Raw genomic sequence first — 15,673 nt, forward strand, 5'->3', positions numbered from 1 at the left:
CACAGCGGGGGCACAGGTTCCGCCTGTTGTCTTCACATGGCGTGGCCGTAACGTAGCCGTGCCGAGAGGCGAAACAACAGGAGTAGCAGGCGCGCTGACACCACGCCGGATGCGTGGATCCGTTTCACCAGGCGTGCCCGTCGAAGGGGGAACCATGAAAACCGTCAAGTTGCTCGCCACCAGCGCGGCAGCCTTCGCCGTCATCGGGGGTGCGGCCGCCGGCGCGGTCTCCGTCGCGCCTTCGGTGGTTCAGGTGCGGCTGGCCTCGATCGGTGCGCCGTTACCGCAGGATCCGGCTCCGGCTCCGGCTGCGGCCGCCGACCTGCCGACCGCCGATCAGCTGACCGGTGTGCTGACCAGCCTGGCCGACCCGAGCGTCTCCTTCTCCAGCAAGAGCAACCTGGTTCAAGGTGGCATCAGCGGGATCGAGGCGCACGTCGCCGACAAGAAGCTGCAGAAGGCGGCCAAGAACGGCGACCTGCCCCTGTCGTTCGATGTCACGAACATCCAGCCGGCCGCGGCCGGTTCGGCCACGGCCGACGTCGCGGTCTCCGGCCCGAAGCTCACCTCGCCGGTCACGCAGAACGTCACGTTCGTCAACCAGGGCGGTTGGGTGCTGTCGCGGGCGTCGGCGATGGAGTTGCTGCAGGCCGCTGGTCAGTGACCGGCGCGCAGCGCGCCCAGGTCTGACTTGGCGATGCGGACGGGGTCGGCCAGCACGTCGATCGAGGCGACCAGGCCGTCGCGCACGACGAATCCCATGATCGCCGTGGCCTGCCCGGCGACGAAGATCACCGCGCCGGCCGCCCCGTTGACCGTCGCGGCGCGCACCTCGCGGTCCGGGCCCGCGTAGGCGCGGGCCAGCCTCGCCACGGCGGGCGCACCCTCGGCGCGGAAGCCGGCGGCGCCCCGGCCGAAGTCGCCGCGCAGCACCACGTCGGGATGCAGCACCGCCACCAGGCGGTCGAAGTCGCCGCTGCGACCCGCCGCGAAGAACGCGTCGACGGCCTCCCGCTGGGCGGTCACGTCGCGGTCGGGGGCCGGGTCGGCCTCTTCGATGCGCCGGCGCGCCCGGCTGGCCAGCTTGCGGGTGGCCTCCGGGGTCCGGCCGACGATGGGGGCGATCTGGTCGAACGGCACGGCGAACGCGTCGTGCAGCACGAACGCCAGGCGCTGCTCCGGGGGCAACGTATCCAGCACCACGAACAATGCCAGCCCGACCGCCTCGGCGAGCATCGCGCGGTGTTCGGGGTCGAACTCGCCGTCGGCTTCCACGATCGGGTCCGGCAGGACGGCGGCCAGCTCCTCGCGACCCCGGGCCCGGCGGTCGCGCAGCATGTTCAGGCAGATGCGGGCCACCACGGTGGTCAGCCAGGCGTCCAGGTTGGCGATGCCGTCGGCCGGGCTCCCGCTCAGCCGCAGCCACGCCTCCTGCACGGCGTCCTGGGCGTCGTCGATCGAGCCCAGCATGCGGTAGGCGATGGCGCCGAGCTGCGGCCGGGCCGCCTCGAAACGCGCCGTCAGCGACACATCCGGGTCACGTGTCACCGTGCATTTCGGGCAGGGCACAGACCCGGTCACCCGAGAAACCTGACGGGCCGATCCCGAGCGCGAGGTTGAAGCGGGCCCGCAGGTTGCCCAGCGTGATGACGTGGGTGAGCCCGACGAGTTGGGCGGTGTCGAAATGCGTGCGCAGCGCATCGAAAAGCTCGTCGCTGACTTCGACAGGGGTGCGGCTGATCGCGGTGGCGTACTCGAGGATCAGCTTGTCGACGTCGGAGAAGCACGCCGCGTTCCGGTAGTCGGCCATCGCCAGCAGTTCCTCGTCGGTGATGCCCCAGCGACGGGCGATCTGCGAACCAAGGTCGATGCAGTACTGGCAACGTATCGTTGTGGCCGCCTTGAGCTCGGCGAGCGCGCGGTCGCGGGGGCGCAGGATGTCCAGCTTCGACTCGGCCTGCTCCAGCCGGCCGTACGCGTTGAGCAGCCGGGGGATGTGCGCGTACATCCGCAGCGGTTCCAGCATCCCGGCCGTTTCGAGCCCGGTCATCTGGGCCAGTTTGCGCTTGGTGAAGAAGAAGGCGATCTTGGCGCCTAGACCGGCGTCACGGTCGGAGACCCCCGGCAACCGGGACATGGCGATCCTCCTAGCAAGTTGCGGTGTGAAACCAACGTCCTCACTAAGTCGACACCCGGCGGCGGGCAAACGTGACCGGCTACGTCGGCGGCCCCGGCGCCATGTCCATGTCGAACACCCGCGCGTGCAGCACCGTGCGGTTCCGCAGTGCCGCGCGGACCGCCCGGTGCAGGCCGTCTTCGAGATAGGTGACGCCCCTCCACCGCACCGCGTGCGGAAACAGGTCGCCGTAAAAGGTGGAGTCCTCCGACAACAGGCGGTCCAGGGCGAGCACCGTCGTCGTGGTGACCAATTCGTCGAGCCGGATCTGCTGCGGCGGAATCTGGGCCCAATCCCGGTACGACAGCCCATGCTCGGGGTACGGCTTGCCGTCGCGCACGCCCTTGAAAATCATGGCCCCATCTCCCACGACGCGTCGCCCTCACCCGACCGATTCATGCTGGACAGGCTAACCGGAAGAAGCGTCGCGAGCGCCGAAGCGCCCGTAATCGCCACCGGCGCCGCCGACCGTCCGCCGCTGCCCGCCTGCTGGTAACCGTTAGCCCGGCTCGAGACCCGTAAAATGGACCCGGTCAGCGCGGTGCAGGGAGGTGACAACGAGTGGGAAGTGCCGACGATCGGCGTTTCGAGGTGTTGCGTGCCATCGTCGCCGATTTCGTTGCCACCAAGGAGCCCATCGGTTCCAAGACGCTGGTGGAGCGCCATAACCTCGGCGTCTCGTCCGCGACGGTCCGCAACGACATGGCGGTGCTGGAGGCCGAGGGTTACATCACCCAGCCGCACACCAGTTCCGGGCGCGTGCCCACGGAGAAGGGCTACCGCGAGTTCGTCGATCGGCTCCACGACGTCAAGCCGCTGTCTTCCGCCGAGCGCAGCGCGATCCTGAACTTCCTGGAGTCCGGTGTCGACCTGGACGACGTGCTGCGGCGGGCGGTGCGGCTGCTGGCCCAGCTGACCCGCCAGGTGGCCGTGGTGCAGTACCCGACGCTGACGTCGTCCACCGTCCGCCACCTGGAAGTGATCGCGCTGACGCCCGCCCGGCTGCTGATGGTGGTCATCACCGACACCGGTCGGGTGGATCAGCGCATCGTCGAACTCGGCGACGTCATCGACGACCATCAGCTGTCCCAGCTCCGGGAGATGCTCGGCCAGGCGTTGATCGGCAAGAAGCTTTCGGCGGCCTCGATCGCGGTGGCCGACCTGGCCGGGCAACTCCGCGCCCCCGACGGCCTGGGCGACGCCGTCGGCCGCTCGGCGACGGTGTTGCTGGAGTCGCTGGTGGAACACACCGAAGAACGTTTGCTGATGGGCGGGACCGCCAACCTGACGCGCAACGCCGCCGACTTCGGCGGCTCACTGCGTTCCATCCTCGAGGCGCTCGAGGAGCAGGTGGTGGTGTTGCGGTTGCTGGCGGCCCAGCAGGAAGCCGGTAAGGTGACGGTGCGTATCGGCCATGAGACGGCCGCCGAGCAAATGGCGGGCACCTCGATGGTGACCACCGCCTACGGCACCTCCGACACCGTGTTCGGCGGAATGGGTGTGCTGGGGCCCACCCGGATGGACTATCCGGGAACTATCGCCAACGTCGCCGCGGTTGCCCTTTATATCGGCGAAGTCCTGGGTGCTCGATGAACGCGCACCCGCGGTATGCCCAGGCGCGGGATAAGGACCAGGTTTAGGAGAGTCAGGCGTGGCACGCGACTATTACGGGCTGCTCGGGGTGAGCAGAAACGCCAGCGATGCGGAGATCAAGCGCGCGTATCGCAAACTGGCGCGCGAACTGCATCCCGACGTGAACCCGGATGAGGCCGCGCAGGCGAAGTTCAAGGAGATCAGCGTCGCCTACGAGGTGCTGAGCGACCCCGAGAAGCGGCGCATCGTCGACCTGGGCGGCGACCCGATGGAAAACGCCGCCGCGGGCGGCGGGTTCGGCGGCGGGTTCGGCGGCCTGGGTGACGTGTTCGAAGCGTTCTTCGGCGGCGGCTTCAGCGGTGGCGCGACCTCGCGCGGTCCGATCGGCCGGGTGCGTCCGGGTTCGGACTCGCTGCTGCGGATGCGGCTCGACCTCGAAGAGTGCGCGACCGGGGTGACCAAGCAGGTCACCGTCGACACCGCCGTGTTGTGTGACCGCTGCCAAGGCAAGGGCACCAACGGCGACTCGGTGCCGGTCCCGTGCGACACCTGCGGTGGCCGCGGCGAGGTCCAGACGGTGCAGCGGTCGCTGCTCGGCCAGGTGATGACCTCCCGGCCGTGTCCCACCTGCCGCGGCGTCGGCGTCGTCATCCCCGATCCCTGCCACCAGTGCATGGGCGACGGCCGGGTCCGTGCCCGCCGCGAGATCAGCGTCAAGATCCCCGCCGGGGTTGGCGACGGCATGCGGGTTCGGCTCGCCGCCCAGGGTGAGGTCGGACCCGGGGGAGGCCCGGCCGGCGACCTGTACGTCGAGGTTCACGAACAGGCCCACGACGTCTTCGTGCGCGAGGGCGATGACCTGCACTGCACGGTGTCGGTGCCGATGATCGACGCGGCGCTGGGCGCCACGGTCACCATCGACGCCATCCTGGACGGCATCAGCGAGGTCGCCATTCCGCCTGGGACGCAACCGAATTCGGTCATCACGCTGCGGGGCCGCGGGATGCCGCACCTGCGGTCGGGCACCCGGGGTGACCTGCACGTGCACGTCGAGGTGGTCGTTCCCACCCGGCTGGACCACCACGACACGGAACTGCTGCGCGAGCTGAAGGCCCGGCGCAGTCGCGACGTGCCCGAGGTCCGCTCGACGCACGCCGGCGGCGGCCTGTTCAGCCGGCTGCGCGAAACCTTCACCGGCCGCTAACCGCCTTCGGCCTGCGAGTGTGGGGGCTATGGATGATTTGAGGCCGGATTTGCGCCCTAGCGCCCACACTCGGCGGCGTGCTCGGTCGGCAGCGTAGGAAGACGACATGGTCGCGACCCTTTTCTACGTCGACGCGCTGCCCGACATCGGCTCGCTGGCCGTCGTCGACGGCGACGAGGGATTCCACGCCGCCACCGTGCGGCGGATCCGCCCCGGCGAGCAACTGGTGCTCGGCGACGGCGCCGGCGGGCTGGCACACTGCGAGGTCGAGCAGGCCGGCCGCGACAGGTTGTGCGCTCGCGTGCTGAAGCGCTGGAGCCTCGCGGCCGGGCAGCCGCCCGTGACCGTGGTGCAGGCGTTGCCGAAGTCGGAGCGCTCGGAGCTGGCCATTGAACTCGCCACCGAAGCCGGGGCCGACGCCTTCCTGGCCTGGCAGGCGGCCCGCTGTGTGGCCAGTTGGCAGGGCGCCCGCGTGGACAAGGGCCTGCGCCGCTGGCGCGCCGTTGCTCGTTCGGCGGCCCGGCAATCGCGTCGGGCGCACATCCCGCCCGTCGACGGCGTCCTGTCCACCGCGGCGCTGGTCGAGCGGGTTCGCGAGGAGGTGGGCGCCGGAGGGGTGGTGCTGGCGTTGCACGAGTCGGCCGCCGACCCGCTGACGCGCATCGATGTGGCGGGCGCGGCTTCGTTGCTCCTCGTGGTGGGCCCCGAGGGGGGCATCGCGCCCGACGAGATCGCGGCGTTGACCGGGGCGGGTGCGGTGGCGGTGCGGCTGGGTCCGCAGGTCCTGCGCACCTCGACCGCCGCGGCGGTGGCGCTGGGCGCGCTCGGAGTGCTCACCCCGCGGTGGGATGCCGCGTCGAGCCTGTAGTTTCGCAGGCCGCTACTCGCACTTCCCGTGCACGATTACCGTCTCGCGACGAAGAAGCCCGGCTCAGCCCGCGAGGTGAGGGATAAGGCTTTGCCGGCGAATACGCTGCTGGAAGCTGACCGCGCAACGCCCCCGGCGTAGACTTAGGCAGCCGAGCAAACCACCGACAAGCCGAGAAAGCAGGCATCGAGAGCCACGTGACGCCCCGCGAGACCAGCGCTGTTGACGCAGCCGGAGGCCTCCAGGCCAACGCCCAAGTACGCAGCAGCATCGATGTTCCGCCCGATGTCGTCGTCGGCTTGTTGGGCTCGGCGGACGAAAATCTCCGCGCGCTGGAGCGCAGCCTGAACGCCGATCTGCATGTGCGTGGTAACGCCGTGACGGTCTCGGGCGAGCCGGCCGACGTCGCGCTCGCCGAGCGGGCGATTTCCGAGCTGGTCGCGATCGTCGCCAACGGTCAGCCGCTGACGCCGGAGGTGGTCCGCCACAGCGTCGCCATGCTGGTGGGCGCGGACAACGAGTCCCCGGCCGAAGTGCTCACCCTGGACATCCTGTCGCGGCGCGGCAAGACGATCCGGCCCAAGACGTTAAATCAGAAGCGTTACGTCGACGCGATCGACGCCAACACCATCGTCTTCGGGGTCGGCCCGGCCGGTACGGGCAAGACGTACCTGGCGATGGCCAAGGCGGTCAGCGCGCTGCAGACCAAGCAGGTGAACCGCATCATCCTCACCCGGCCGGCGGTGGAAGCCGGTGAGCGCCTTGGCTTCTTGCCGGGCACCTTGAGTGAGAAGATCGACCCGTATCTGCGGCCGCTGTATGACGCGCTCTACGACATGATGGATCCCGAGCTGATCCCCAAGCTGATGTCGGCGGGGGTCATCGAGGTGGCGCCGCTGGCCTATATGCGCGGTCGCACGCTGAACTCGGCGTTCATCGTGCTCGACGAGGCGCAGAACACGACCGCCGAGCAGATGAAGATGTTCCTCACGCGGCTCGGCTTCGGATCGAAGATGGTGATCACCGGCGATATCACCCAGGTGGATCTGCCCGGCGGCGCAAGGTCGGGGCTGCGCTCGGCGATCGAGATCCTGGACAGCGTGGAGGACATCCACATCGCGGAGCTCACCAGTGTCGATGTGGTGCGCCACCGGCTGGTCTCCGAAATCGTGGACGCCTACGCGAAATTCGAGGAGCCCGGCTTGGCGACCAACCGGGCCGCCCGGCGGGCGTCGGGTTCCCGCGGGCGCCGGTGATGAAGGCTGTGACTGGTTGATGGGCGTCTTATGAGCATCGAGGTATCCAACGAGTCGGGCGTCGACGTCTCCGAATCCGAATTGATCAGTGTCGCACGGTTTGTCATCGCCAAGATGGACGTCAACCCGGCCGCCGAGCTGTCAATGGTGTTGCTGGACACCGCGGCGATGGCCGACTTGCACATGCGCTGGATGGACCTGCCCGGGCCGACGGACGTCATGAGCTTCCCGATGGACGAGCTCGAGCCGGGGGGCCGGCCCGACGCCCCCGAGCCCGGACCGTCGATGCTGGGCGACATCGTGTTGTGCCCGGAATTCGCGGCCGGGCAGGCCGACGCGGCGGGCCATACCCTGGGCCACGAGCTGGCGTTGTTGACCATCCACGGCGTGCTGCACCTGCTGGGTTACGACCACGGCGAACCGGACGAGGAAAAAGAGATGTTCGCCCTGCAGGACCGGCTGCTCGAAGAGTGGGTCGCCGAGCAGGTCCAGGCCTACCGACAGGATCTCCAGCAGGAGCGCGATCGCCAATTGCTGGACAAGTCAAGGTATTTCGACAATTGAGCCGACACAAAGCACTCGGGATCGCGGCCGCGGCCGCCATAGCCCTGGCACCGGTGTCGGTGGTGGCCACCACGATCGGTGTCGCGGAGGCGGCTCCGTGCGCCGGCGGCGGGGCGAACCCGACCAGCTGCAACTGGTGTCAATACCTGGTGGCGCAGTATCACACTTCCAACGTGTGCTCCCAGGACGCGCCGCCCCGTCGGGCTCAGCCATCGCCGAGCCCGGTGCAGATTCCGGAGGTGCCTCCCTACGTGCCGCCGAGCACGGTGCCGGTGCAGGCCCCACCGCTCATTCCTCCGCCGAACATGCCGCCCGCCAACGCCCTTCCGACGATCAATCCGCCTGGCCCGGACGCGTCGAGAAACGTCTCGGTGGTGGCGCCGCCCAGGGGGCTCGACGTTCCGGCCCAGGCGGTCGCGGCGGCCAAGGCCGCACCGCCGACGCGGGTCAATCCCGCCGACCCGCCGAAACCGCCCAAGCAGGTCGACTTCAACCAGCGGGTGCAGAACGTCGTCAGCACGCACCGGGAGAACGTCGACGTGCTGAAGGTTGACAACCAGCGGCTAGTCCGGCCCCGGCACTGGGACTACGTCGACTACGACGACGCCTTCCGCCGTCCGGCCCTGTTCAATCCGCTGAACCAGGCGATGACGTTCCGTTACTCATACAACGGTGCCGACCGGGAGGCGTACGTGCCGCCGGGTGCCCGGATGGTGCTCGACGCCGCCACCGTCGGCGTGGTCCCCTTCACGGCGGTCGGCGACGGCTGGGTGGTGTCGGGCAGCTTCTATGGCGGGGGCTCGATCCCACCGGACGGCTTCAACGGCCCACCGCCGCCCGACTACAAGCCACCCGAGCCGCCGAAGCTGTACCAAAACGTCTTGGTTTCCGTCCCCGCCGCCAACCAGACGCTAGAGGTCGGCCGCGTATCGGTGGTGGGTCGCGACGACACCCAACCCGGGGGCAGCCAGGACGTCTTCCTGCTCGACGACTCCACGTTGGCCTGGGGTCAGACCAACGACTCCAGCAGCAGCAGTAGCCAGATCAGCGTGACCAAGACGCAGTCGCTGCCGCACGCCGGACCGACCGACGACGGCAACTTCCTGGTGGTGCTCGCGGTGCGCCCGCACGAGGAACCCACCCAACCCGCCCAGCCCTGGTGGCCCTCGGCGCTGGGCTACGGGGCGTTGGGGGTCGTGGTGTGCCTTGGCGCCTGGGCCCTGAACCGGAAGCGGAGCGACGACGACAACGTAGGACAACCTGTCACCACGTCGAGGTCTTCCGGCAATTGACCGGTCTGTCTTGGCTGCTCGGCGCGATGGCGCTGATCGCTGTCGGCGGGCTGTTCGCCGCGATCGACGCGGCCATCAGCACGGTGTCGCTCGCGCGGGTCCAGGAGCTCGTGCGCGAGGAGCGGCCCGGCGCCGTGTCGCTGTCCGAGGTGATGGCCGAGCGACCGCGCTACATCAACCTGGTTGTCCTGCTGCGGATCACGTGCGAAATCACGGCCACCGTGCTGCTGGTGTTGTTCCTTTACGACAACTTCGGTCTCACCTGGGCGTTGCTCGGCGCCGCGGCCACCATGGTGGTGATCAGTTTCGTCGTCATCGGGGTCGGCCCGCGCACCCTCGGCCGTCAGCACGCGTATTCGATTTCGTTGACGACAGCCGTTCCCCTGCGACTGATCTCGTGGTTGTTGATGCCGCTCAGCCGGTTGCTGGTGGTCCTGGGTAATGCGCTGACGCCCGGCCGCGGCTTGCGCAACGGGCCGTTCGCGTCCGAGATCGAGCTACGCGAAGTCGTCGACCTGGCCCAGCAGCGCGGCGTCGTCGCCGCCGACGAGCGCCGGATGATCGAGTCCGTCTTCGAACTCGGCGACACGCCGGCTCGCGAGGTGATGGTGCCGCGCACCGAGATGATCTGGATCGAAAGCGACAAGCTGGCCAGTCAAGCCTTGAACCTCGCGGTGCGCAGCGGGCATTCGCGCCTGCCGGTGATCGGGGAGAACGTCGACGACATCGTCGGGGTGGTCTATCTCAAAGACCTTGTGCAGCAGAGCTTTCTCTCGGGTGACGGTGGCCGGGGCATCACCGTGGCCCAGGTGATGCGTCCGGCGGTGTTCGTGCCGGACTCCAAGCCGCTGGACACGCTGCTGCGCGAGATGCAGCGCGACCGCAACCACATGGCCCTGCTCGTCGACGAGTACGGCGCGATAGCCGGCCTAGTGACCATCGAGGATGTGCTGGAGGAGATCGTCGGCGAGATTGCCGACGAGTACGATCAGGCGGAGACCGCACCGGTAGAAGAGCTGGGCGACAAGCGGTTCCGCGTTTCGGCGCGCCTGCCGATCGAAGACCTCGGCGAGCTGTACGGGGTGGACTTCGACGACGACCTCGACGTCGACACCGTGGGCGGCCTGCTCGCATTGGAACTGGGCAGGGTTCCGCTCCCCGGAGCCGAGGTGGTCTCGCATGGCCTGCGGCTCCAGGCCGAAGGCGGCACCGACCACCGGGGACGGGTCCGGATCGGCACGGTCCTGCTGAGCCCGGTCGATCCGGAGTCCAGCGGCTCCGACGGAGAGAACCCCTCGTGACGCCAAGCAACCCACCGCGAACAAGCGGCTCACGTCCAGTAACGCTCGGTCGGGCGGCGAGATGACCGAATTCCGTTCTGGTTTCGTGTGTTTGGTCGGAAGGCCGAACACCGGCAAGTCGACGCTGACCAACGCACTCGTCGGCACCAAGGTGGCGATCACCTCGACCCGGCCGCAAACCACCCGCCACACCATTCGCGGCATCGTGCACCGGGATAACTTCCAGATCATCCTGGTGGACACGCCGGGCCTGCACCGGCCGCGCACCCTGCTTGGCAAGCGGCTCAACGATCTGGTGCGCGACACCTACGCCGAAGTCGACGTGATCGGCTTGTGCATCCCGGCCGATGAGGCGATCGGTCCGGGGGACAGGTGGATCGTCGACCAAATCCGTTCGACCGCACCGAAGACGACACTGGTCGCCATCGTGACCAAGATCGACAAGGTGCCCAAAGACCGGGTCGCCGCCCAGCTGGTCGCGGTCAGCGAACTGGTGGGCGACTCCGCCGAAATCGTCCCGGTATCGGCAACCACCGGGACGCAGGTGGACGTGCTGATCGACGTGCTGGCCGGGGCGCTGCCCGCCGGTCCGGCGTACTACCCCGACGGCGAGCTGACCGACGAACCCGAGGAAGTCCTGATGGCGGAGCTCATCCGCGAGGCCGCCCTCGAGGGCGTTCGCGACGAACTGCCGCATTCGCTGGCTGTGGTCATCGACGAGGTCAGCCCGCGGGCGGACCGCGACGACCTGATCGACGTGCACGCGCTGCTCTACGTCGAGCGCGACAGCCAAAAGGGAATCATCATCGGCAAGGGTGGGACCCGCCTGCGCCAGGTCGGCACCGCGGCGCGCGGTCAGATCGAGAAGTTGTTGGGTACGAAGGTCTACCTCGACCTGCGCGTGAAGGTCGCCAAGAACTGGCAGAGTGACCCCAAACAGCTTGGTCGGCTTGGTTTCTGAAGTCATCGAAGGTTTTCCCGCACCGGGGCCGGGTAGCCGGTGCGCATGACATTTCAAGTGACCGAAGTTCAGAAGTCCCTGTTCGGATTCGACTACCCCGGTTCGCCGGAAGACCTGGCAATCACGCTCAGCAGCACGGCGCCGACAGCGAGCTGGTAAATACCCTGCGCGGCCTGAAAAAGGTCAGCTTCGACGGCCCTAGCGCCGTGATGAAGGAGCTGGGCAAAGAGGACGCGCTCGGCGGCTCGTCCTGAGGCGTACCGGGTGCAAGGAGCGGATGACCCATGGCTACTTGGCTTTTCCCGGCGAGAGTTTGATGGCCTCGGCGACGGGTAGCCGTCGCGTATGACCCAAGCACAGTTAGCCTTAGTGACCGGCGCGTCCAGTGGTATTGGGCTCGAGCTGGCCAAACAGTTCGCCCAACACGGCTACGACTTAGTCGTGGCCGCCGACGACGACGCCATCAGGGACGTACCCGACAAACTGTCCCGGTGGGGATCCAGCGTGCAGCCGATACAGGTGGACCTGCGCACCCCGGAGGGCGTGGAGCACTTGTATCAGAGCACGATTGAAGGCGACCGGGTGTTGGCCGCCGCGGCGCTCAACGCGGGCACTGGACGGGGCGAGATGTTCCTCAAGAGCGAGCTCGCCGACGACCTGAGCATCGTCGACCTCAACGTGCGCTCGACGGTCCACCTCGCCAAGTTGGTCCTGCGCGACATGGCAAACCGCGACACGGGCAAGGTCCTGTTCACGTCGTCCATCGCGTCCCAGATGCCGGGCTCCTATCAGCCGGTGTACAACGCGTCGAAGTCGTTCGTGCAATCGTTCGCCGAAGCGCTCCAGGACGAATTGCGCGACACCGCAATCACTGTCACGGCGCTGATGCCGGGGCCGACGGACACCAATTTCTTTTCACGCGCCAAGATGGTGGACTCCCTGATGGGCAAAGGGCCAAAGGACGACCCCGCCAAGGTCGCGCGGCAAGGGTTCGAGGCGTTGATGCGCGGTGAGCAGAAGGTCGTCGCCGGTTCGGTCCTCGTCAAAGCAATGGGGGCGGCCAACCATCTACTGCCCGACAGCGTCAAAGCCGTTGGCAACCGGGTAATGTCGCGCCCGCGCTGACTGGATCAAGGGCGGCGACGGCTGCGCTTGCGGTCGCCACTGGATCGATGGCGGCGACCCGCTGCGCCCGGCTGGGCTGAGCGTGGCGACCCGCTGCGCCCGGCTGCGCCGCGCTTGCGATCGCCACGGCCGCGCTTGCGATCGCCACGGCCGCGCTTGCGATCGCCACGGCCGCGCTTGCGGTCACCGCTAGGCAAGCACGCGGATGGTCTGCAGCGATGGATCCGCTGCGTCGGGAACGTTCATGCCGGCGCGCACACCAGAACACAGGTAATTCAGCACGGCGTCGTTGAGGCGTTCACCGGGCACCACCGCGGGAATCCCCGGCGGATACGGCGTGCACTGCTCGGCGGCAACGCGCCCCGCGGCCTTCTGGGTGGGAACTTGCTCGACGCGTCCGAAGAACGCGTCGCGCGGCAAGCAGACGGTTTCCAGCTCCAGCTGCTCGGGTGACGGCAGGTCGACGGGCGGCGGTGGGTCGAAGTTGTCGGCGGCCTTGCGCCAAGCCGCAAGGGCATCCACGAGGCGGCTCGCGGTGTCCTTGTCGTCGGCCATGGACAGTGTCGCGAGAATGCGGCGATGATCGCTCATCCCCGTGTCAATGTGCGCATGCTCGCGCAGCCAGTCGTGGGCCTGATAACCGGAGGTGCCTGTCGCGGACACGTCCATCAACACTTGCATCCGATCCAAGTCGTGGGACGCCTGCACGCCGAGCAATTCGTCGTCGAGCACCTTGACGTCGGGGATGGTTTCGATGTCCTGACGCAGCTGGCAGGCGAGATCCAAAGCGGTACCGAGCAATTCGTGTCCCTGCTGCACCATCTGGCGCCGCCACCCGTCCATGGCGGCATACACCAGGACGTTGGGGCTGGTGGTCATCAACAGGTCGGCGCACGCCGATAGGCGGTCCTGATCGATCCGGTCGCCCTGCACGTGAAATACGGAGCCCTGCTCGAAGCCGGCTCCCATCTTGTGGATGCTGACCACGCACACGTCCGCGCCGGCATCCATCGCCCAGGTCGGCAGGTCCTCGTGGAACGGCAGGTGTGCACCCCAGGCCTCGTCGATGATCAACGGTTTGCCGCGCGCGTGGCAGACCTCGACAATGCCGGCGATGTCGGCGCAGGTGCCGTACGGGCTGGGGCTGACGATGAGCGCACCGGCGGCGTCGGGGTGCTTTTCCCAGGCCTCGTCCACCTGCTGCGGTGACGGCGGATGCGAGAAATGATGCTCGGCGTCCCAGCGGGGCGTGATCCACCGGGGTTGCACTCCGGAGAAGATGAGCCCCGCCACGATCGACTTGTGGCTGTCCCGGCCCACCAGCAGGCTGCCGTCGCCCCCGGCCACGGCCATCATCGCCGCCTTGACCGACAACGAGCTGCCGCAGGTGGAGAACCAGGCGATGTCGGCGCCGACGGCCTCGGCCATCAGGTCTTCGGCGCGTTTCAGATATTGGTGGGTGGTCCTGCGGTCGTCCAGTCCGCCGCTGGCCAGCACGTCGTCGGCGAACGGCTCGCGCCCCAGCACCGCGAGGACCCGTTCGTCGGTGCCGCGGCCCTGTCGATGGCCTGGCGGCGTGAACCCGTACCGGTTCTTCTCGCGGTAATCGACCAGCGCATCTAACAGTGGAGCATCAGATTGGTCCATGGCGAAGGAGTACCCGCCTTGCCGCCGGCTATGCGACCGCCTCGTCCACCTCGAGCAACCCGTGTTCGCGCACGGCCGCCATCGACAATGTGCGGTAGCCGAATTCGTCGAAAAGGACGGTGACGCGATCGCGGTCGCCGCCGATCACCACGCCGTTTCCCCATTCCCGATGCCGCACGGTGGCGTCCATGGGTAACGCGGGTTGCTCCACGCCGACGTCATCAGGCCGTTCCGCAGCGCGGCATCGGTCACAATTCCCGCACGGACCAGCCGACTTCTCCCCGAAGTAGGAGAGCAGGAAAACCCTTCGGCACGAACCCGTTTCGGCATAGCCACGCATCATCTCCACTCGGCTGAGGTTGACGCGTTCGCGGAGTTCGGTCGCCTGCAGCGCTTGGGCGACGGCGGCATCGCTCGGCAGGCGCGTGCGCAGGAAACCCTTGCGCGTGGAGCGGATCGTACCGGCCTCATCGAGAAGGTTGACGGCATTGGTCAACGTGCGTCCGTGGACGTCGAGCCGCCCGTGCAGGTCCTTCAGCCGCATCGGGTCCGATTCGTCCAGTGCGCCGTACACGGCCTCGAGCTGCTGTTCGTCGGGACGGCCGGTGGAGAAAAAGCGTGCCAGACCCAGGTCTTCGGCACGGTAGAACAGCAGCGCCAGCGCGTCGGCGCCGTCGCGGCCCGCCCGGCCTATCTGCTGGTAGTAGCTGTCCAACGAATCCGGCACGGACGCATGGGCGACGAAGCGCACGTTCGGCTTGTCGATGCCCATGCCGAACGCCGACGTCGCCACCACCACCTCGTACTCGTCGTCCCGGAACGCGGCGTGCACCGCGTCGCGCTCGGCGGCTTTCATGCCGGCATGGTAGGCCGCAGTGACGATGCCCTTGGCGCGCAACTCTTCCGCGTAGGACTCGGCTTCTTTGCGGGTGGCCACGTACAGCAGGCCCGGGGTCGCAAGTCCCGGCACGGCCTCGAGCACCGCCGACCGCTTCTCGTCGGCATCGAGGTGACGCTCGACGACCAACCGCAGATTCGGCCGGTCGAAGCTCCCGACGACCACCGTCGGATCACGCAACCCGAGACGGTCGACGATGTCACGGCGCACCACGACAGAGGCGGTCGCCGTCAGGGCGACGATCGGGATCGACTCACCCAGCCGCCGGAAAACGTCGGCCAGACGCCGATAATCGGGCCGGAAGTCGTGTCCCCACGCCGACACGCAGTGCGCCTCATCGACGACGATCATGGAGACCTGCGCCCCGGACAGCCGGTCGGCCACTTCGTCGTTCGCCAGTTGTTCGGGGGCGATGAAGACGAAATCGGCGTCGCCCCGTTCGACGGAATCCCAGCCGCGCCGAAGCTGACCGGCGCGCAGGGCGGAGTTGATGGCGATGGCCGTACCGGCGCCGCTGGCTTCGAGGGTGGCGATCTGGTCTTCCTGCAACGCGATCAGGGGCGAAACGACCAACGTCATTCCGTCGGTCAGCAGCGAGGGCACCTGGTAGATGGCGGATTTGCCGGACCCGGTCGGCAGCACGGCGAGCACGTCACGGCCGTGCAGCACCGCGCGCATCGCGACGCGCTGGTCATCGGTCAGGCGTTCCCAGCCGAAGTGCCGATGCGCGACGGCGTCGAGGTCCAGACCGCCGGATCGCTTCACTGCGATCAGTTACCCGCTGGGGG

The 15,673-nt window shown here is 68.1% G+C and carries 15 protein-coding genes; 10 read left to right on the forward strand and 5 right to left on the reverse strand.

Annotation, left to right across the window (positions count from 1 at the left end; translation table 11 throughout):
- Positions 1-154: 154 nt before the first annotated feature.
- Complete coding sequence (locus tag BRW65_RS09325) at positions 155-664, forward strand: hypothetical protein (RefSeq protein WP_073873790.1); 510 nt, start codon at positions 155-157, stop codon at positions 662-664.
- On the opposite strand, the gene BRW65_RS09330 is transcribed toward BRW65_RS09325, so the two are convergent.
- The 3 genes from BRW65_RS09330 to BRW65_RS09340 form a co-directional block, all read right to left on the reverse strand.
- Positions 658-1,548 (reverse strand): sigma-70 family RNA polymerase sigma factor, encoded by an 891-nt coding sequence (locus tag BRW65_RS09330; RefSeq protein WP_073873793.1) that lies wholly within the window; start codon positions 1,546-1,548, stop codon positions 658-660. The two genes, BRW65_RS09325 and BRW65_RS09330, sit on opposite strands and share 7 nt — an antisense overlap.
- Complete coding sequence (locus BRW65_RS09335) at positions 1,538-2,137, reverse strand: carboxymuconolactone decarboxylase family protein (RefSeq protein WP_073873795.1); 600 nt, start codon at positions 2,135-2,137, stop codon at positions 1,538-1,540. The genes BRW65_RS09330 and BRW65_RS09335 overlap by 11 nt, the downstream gene beginning before the upstream one ends.
- A 79-nt stretch (positions 2,138-2,216) precedes the next feature.
- Positions 2,217-2,531: a type II toxin-antitoxin system VapB family antitoxin gene (locus BRW65_RS09340; protein ID WP_073873797.1), complete on the reverse strand. Its 315-nt coding sequence runs from the start codon at positions 2,529-2,531 to the stop codon at positions 2,217-2,219.
- Positions 2,532-2,737: 206 nt separating this feature from the next.
- Between BRW65_RS09340 and hrcA the strand changes: the two genes are divergently transcribed.
- From hrcA to BRW65_RS09390, 9 genes are all read left to right on the forward strand, one after another.
- Complete coding sequence (gene hrcA, locus BRW65_RS09345) at positions 2,738-3,769, forward strand: heat-inducible transcriptional repressor HrcA (protein ID WP_073873799.1); 1,032 nt, start codon at positions 2,738-2,740, stop codon at positions 3,767-3,769.
- 58 nt (positions 3,770-3,827) lie between these two features.
- Positions 3,828-4,973, forward strand: coding sequence for a molecular chaperone DnaJ (dnaJ, locus tag BRW65_RS09350; protein ID WP_073873801.1), 1,146 nt, complete (start codon positions 3,828-3,830; stop codon positions 4,971-4,973).
- Between the two features lie 106 nt (positions 4,974-5,079).
- Positions 5,080-5,841 (forward strand): 16S rRNA (uracil(1498)-N(3))-methyltransferase, encoded by a 762-nt coding sequence (locus BRW65_RS09355; RefSeq protein ID WP_073873803.1) that lies wholly within the window; start codon positions 5,080-5,082, stop codon positions 5,839-5,841.
- A 197-nt stretch (positions 5,842-6,038) separates the two neighbouring features.
- A complete protein-coding gene (locus tag BRW65_RS09360) occupies positions 6,039-7,097 on the forward strand; it encodes a PhoH family protein (protein ID WP_073873805.1) in 1,059 nt (352 codons plus the stop codon).
- A gap of 30 nt (positions 7,098-7,127) precedes the next feature.
- On the forward strand, positions 7,128-7,661 hold the full coding sequence (ybeY, locus tag BRW65_RS09365; RefSeq protein ID WP_073873807.1) for an rRNA maturation RNase YbeY: 534 nt from the start codon (positions 7,128-7,130) through the stop codon (positions 7,659-7,661).
- Entirely contained in the window at positions 7,658-8,953 is a 1,296-nt protein-coding gene (locus tag BRW65_RS09370; protein WP_073873809.1) for a hypothetical protein, read from the forward strand. The genes ybeY and BRW65_RS09370 overlap by 4 nt, the downstream gene beginning before the upstream one ends.
- Entirely contained in the window at positions 8,950-10,254 is a 1,305-nt protein-coding gene (locus BRW65_RS09375; RefSeq protein WP_073873811.1) for a hemolysin family protein, read from the forward strand. Before BRW65_RS09370 ends, BRW65_RS09375 begins: the two co-directional genes overlap by 4 nt.
- A 61-nt stretch (positions 10,255-10,315) precedes the next feature.
- A complete protein-coding gene (era, locus tag BRW65_RS09380) occupies positions 10,316-11,215 on the forward strand; it encodes a GTPase Era (RefSeq protein ID WP_073873813.1) in 900 nt (299 codons plus the stop codon).
- A gap of 345 nt (positions 11,216-11,560) precedes the next feature.
- Positions 11,561-12,340: an SDR family NAD(P)-dependent oxidoreductase gene (locus BRW65_RS09390; RefSeq protein WP_073873814.1), complete on the forward strand. Its 780-nt coding sequence runs from the start codon at positions 11,561-11,563 to the stop codon at positions 12,338-12,340.
- Positions 12,341-12,529: 189 nt separating this feature from the next.
- Here BRW65_RS09390 and BRW65_RS09395 read toward each other — a convergent pair whose 3' ends face one another.
- Both BRW65_RS09395 and BRW65_RS09400 read right to left on the reverse strand, forming a co-directional pair.
- Positions 12,530-13,987, reverse strand: coding sequence for an aminotransferase class I/II-fold pyridoxal phosphate-dependent enzyme (locus tag BRW65_RS09395; protein WP_073873816.1), 1,458 nt, complete (start codon positions 13,985-13,987; stop codon positions 12,530-12,532).
- 28 nt (positions 13,988-14,015) lie between these two features.
- On the reverse strand, positions 14,016-15,650 hold the full coding sequence (locus tag BRW65_RS09400; RefSeq protein WP_244168045.1) for a RecQ family ATP-dependent DNA helicase: 1,635 nt from the start codon (positions 15,648-15,650) through the stop codon (positions 14,016-14,018).
- Positions 15,651-15,673: the final 23 nt, after the last annotated feature.

It is taken from the genome of Mycobacterium paraffinicum (genome assembly GCF_001907675.1).
GTDB lineage: Bacteria > Actinomycetota > Actinomycetes > Mycobacteriales > Mycobacteriaceae > Mycobacterium > Mycobacterium paraffinicum_A.

Coding starts and splice junctions, on each gene's coding strand:
- BRW65_RS09325 (WP_073873790.1), top strand. CDS start 155: ATGAAAACCGTCAAGTTGCTCGCCACCAGCGCGGCAGCCTTCGCCGTC.
- BRW65_RS09335 (WP_073873795.1), bottom strand. CDS start 2,137: ATGTCCCGGTTGCCGGGGGTCTCCGACCGTGACGCCGGTCTAGGCGCC.
- BRW65_RS09340 (WP_073873797.1), bottom strand. CDS start 2,531: ATGATTTTCAAGGGCGTGCGCGACGGCAAGCCGTACCCCGAGCATGGG.
- BRW65_RS09355 (WP_073873803.1), top strand. CDS start 5,080: ATGGTCGCGACCCTTTTCTACGTCGACGCGCTGCCCGACATCGGCTCG.
- ybeY (WP_073873807.1), top strand. CDS start 7,128: ATGAGCATCGAGGTATCCAACGAGTCGGGCGTCGACGTCTCCGAATCC.
- era (WP_073873813.1), top strand. CDS start 10,316: ATGACCGAATTCCGTTCTGGTTTCGTGTGTTTGGTCGGAAGGCCGAAC.
- BRW65_RS09390 (WP_073873814.1), top strand. CDS start 11,561: ATGACCCAAGCACAGTTAGCCTTAGTGACCGGCGCGTCCAGTGGTATT.
- BRW65_RS09395 (WP_073873816.1), bottom strand. CDS start 13,987: ATGGACCAATCTGATGCTCCACTGTTAGATGCGCTGGTCGATTACCGC.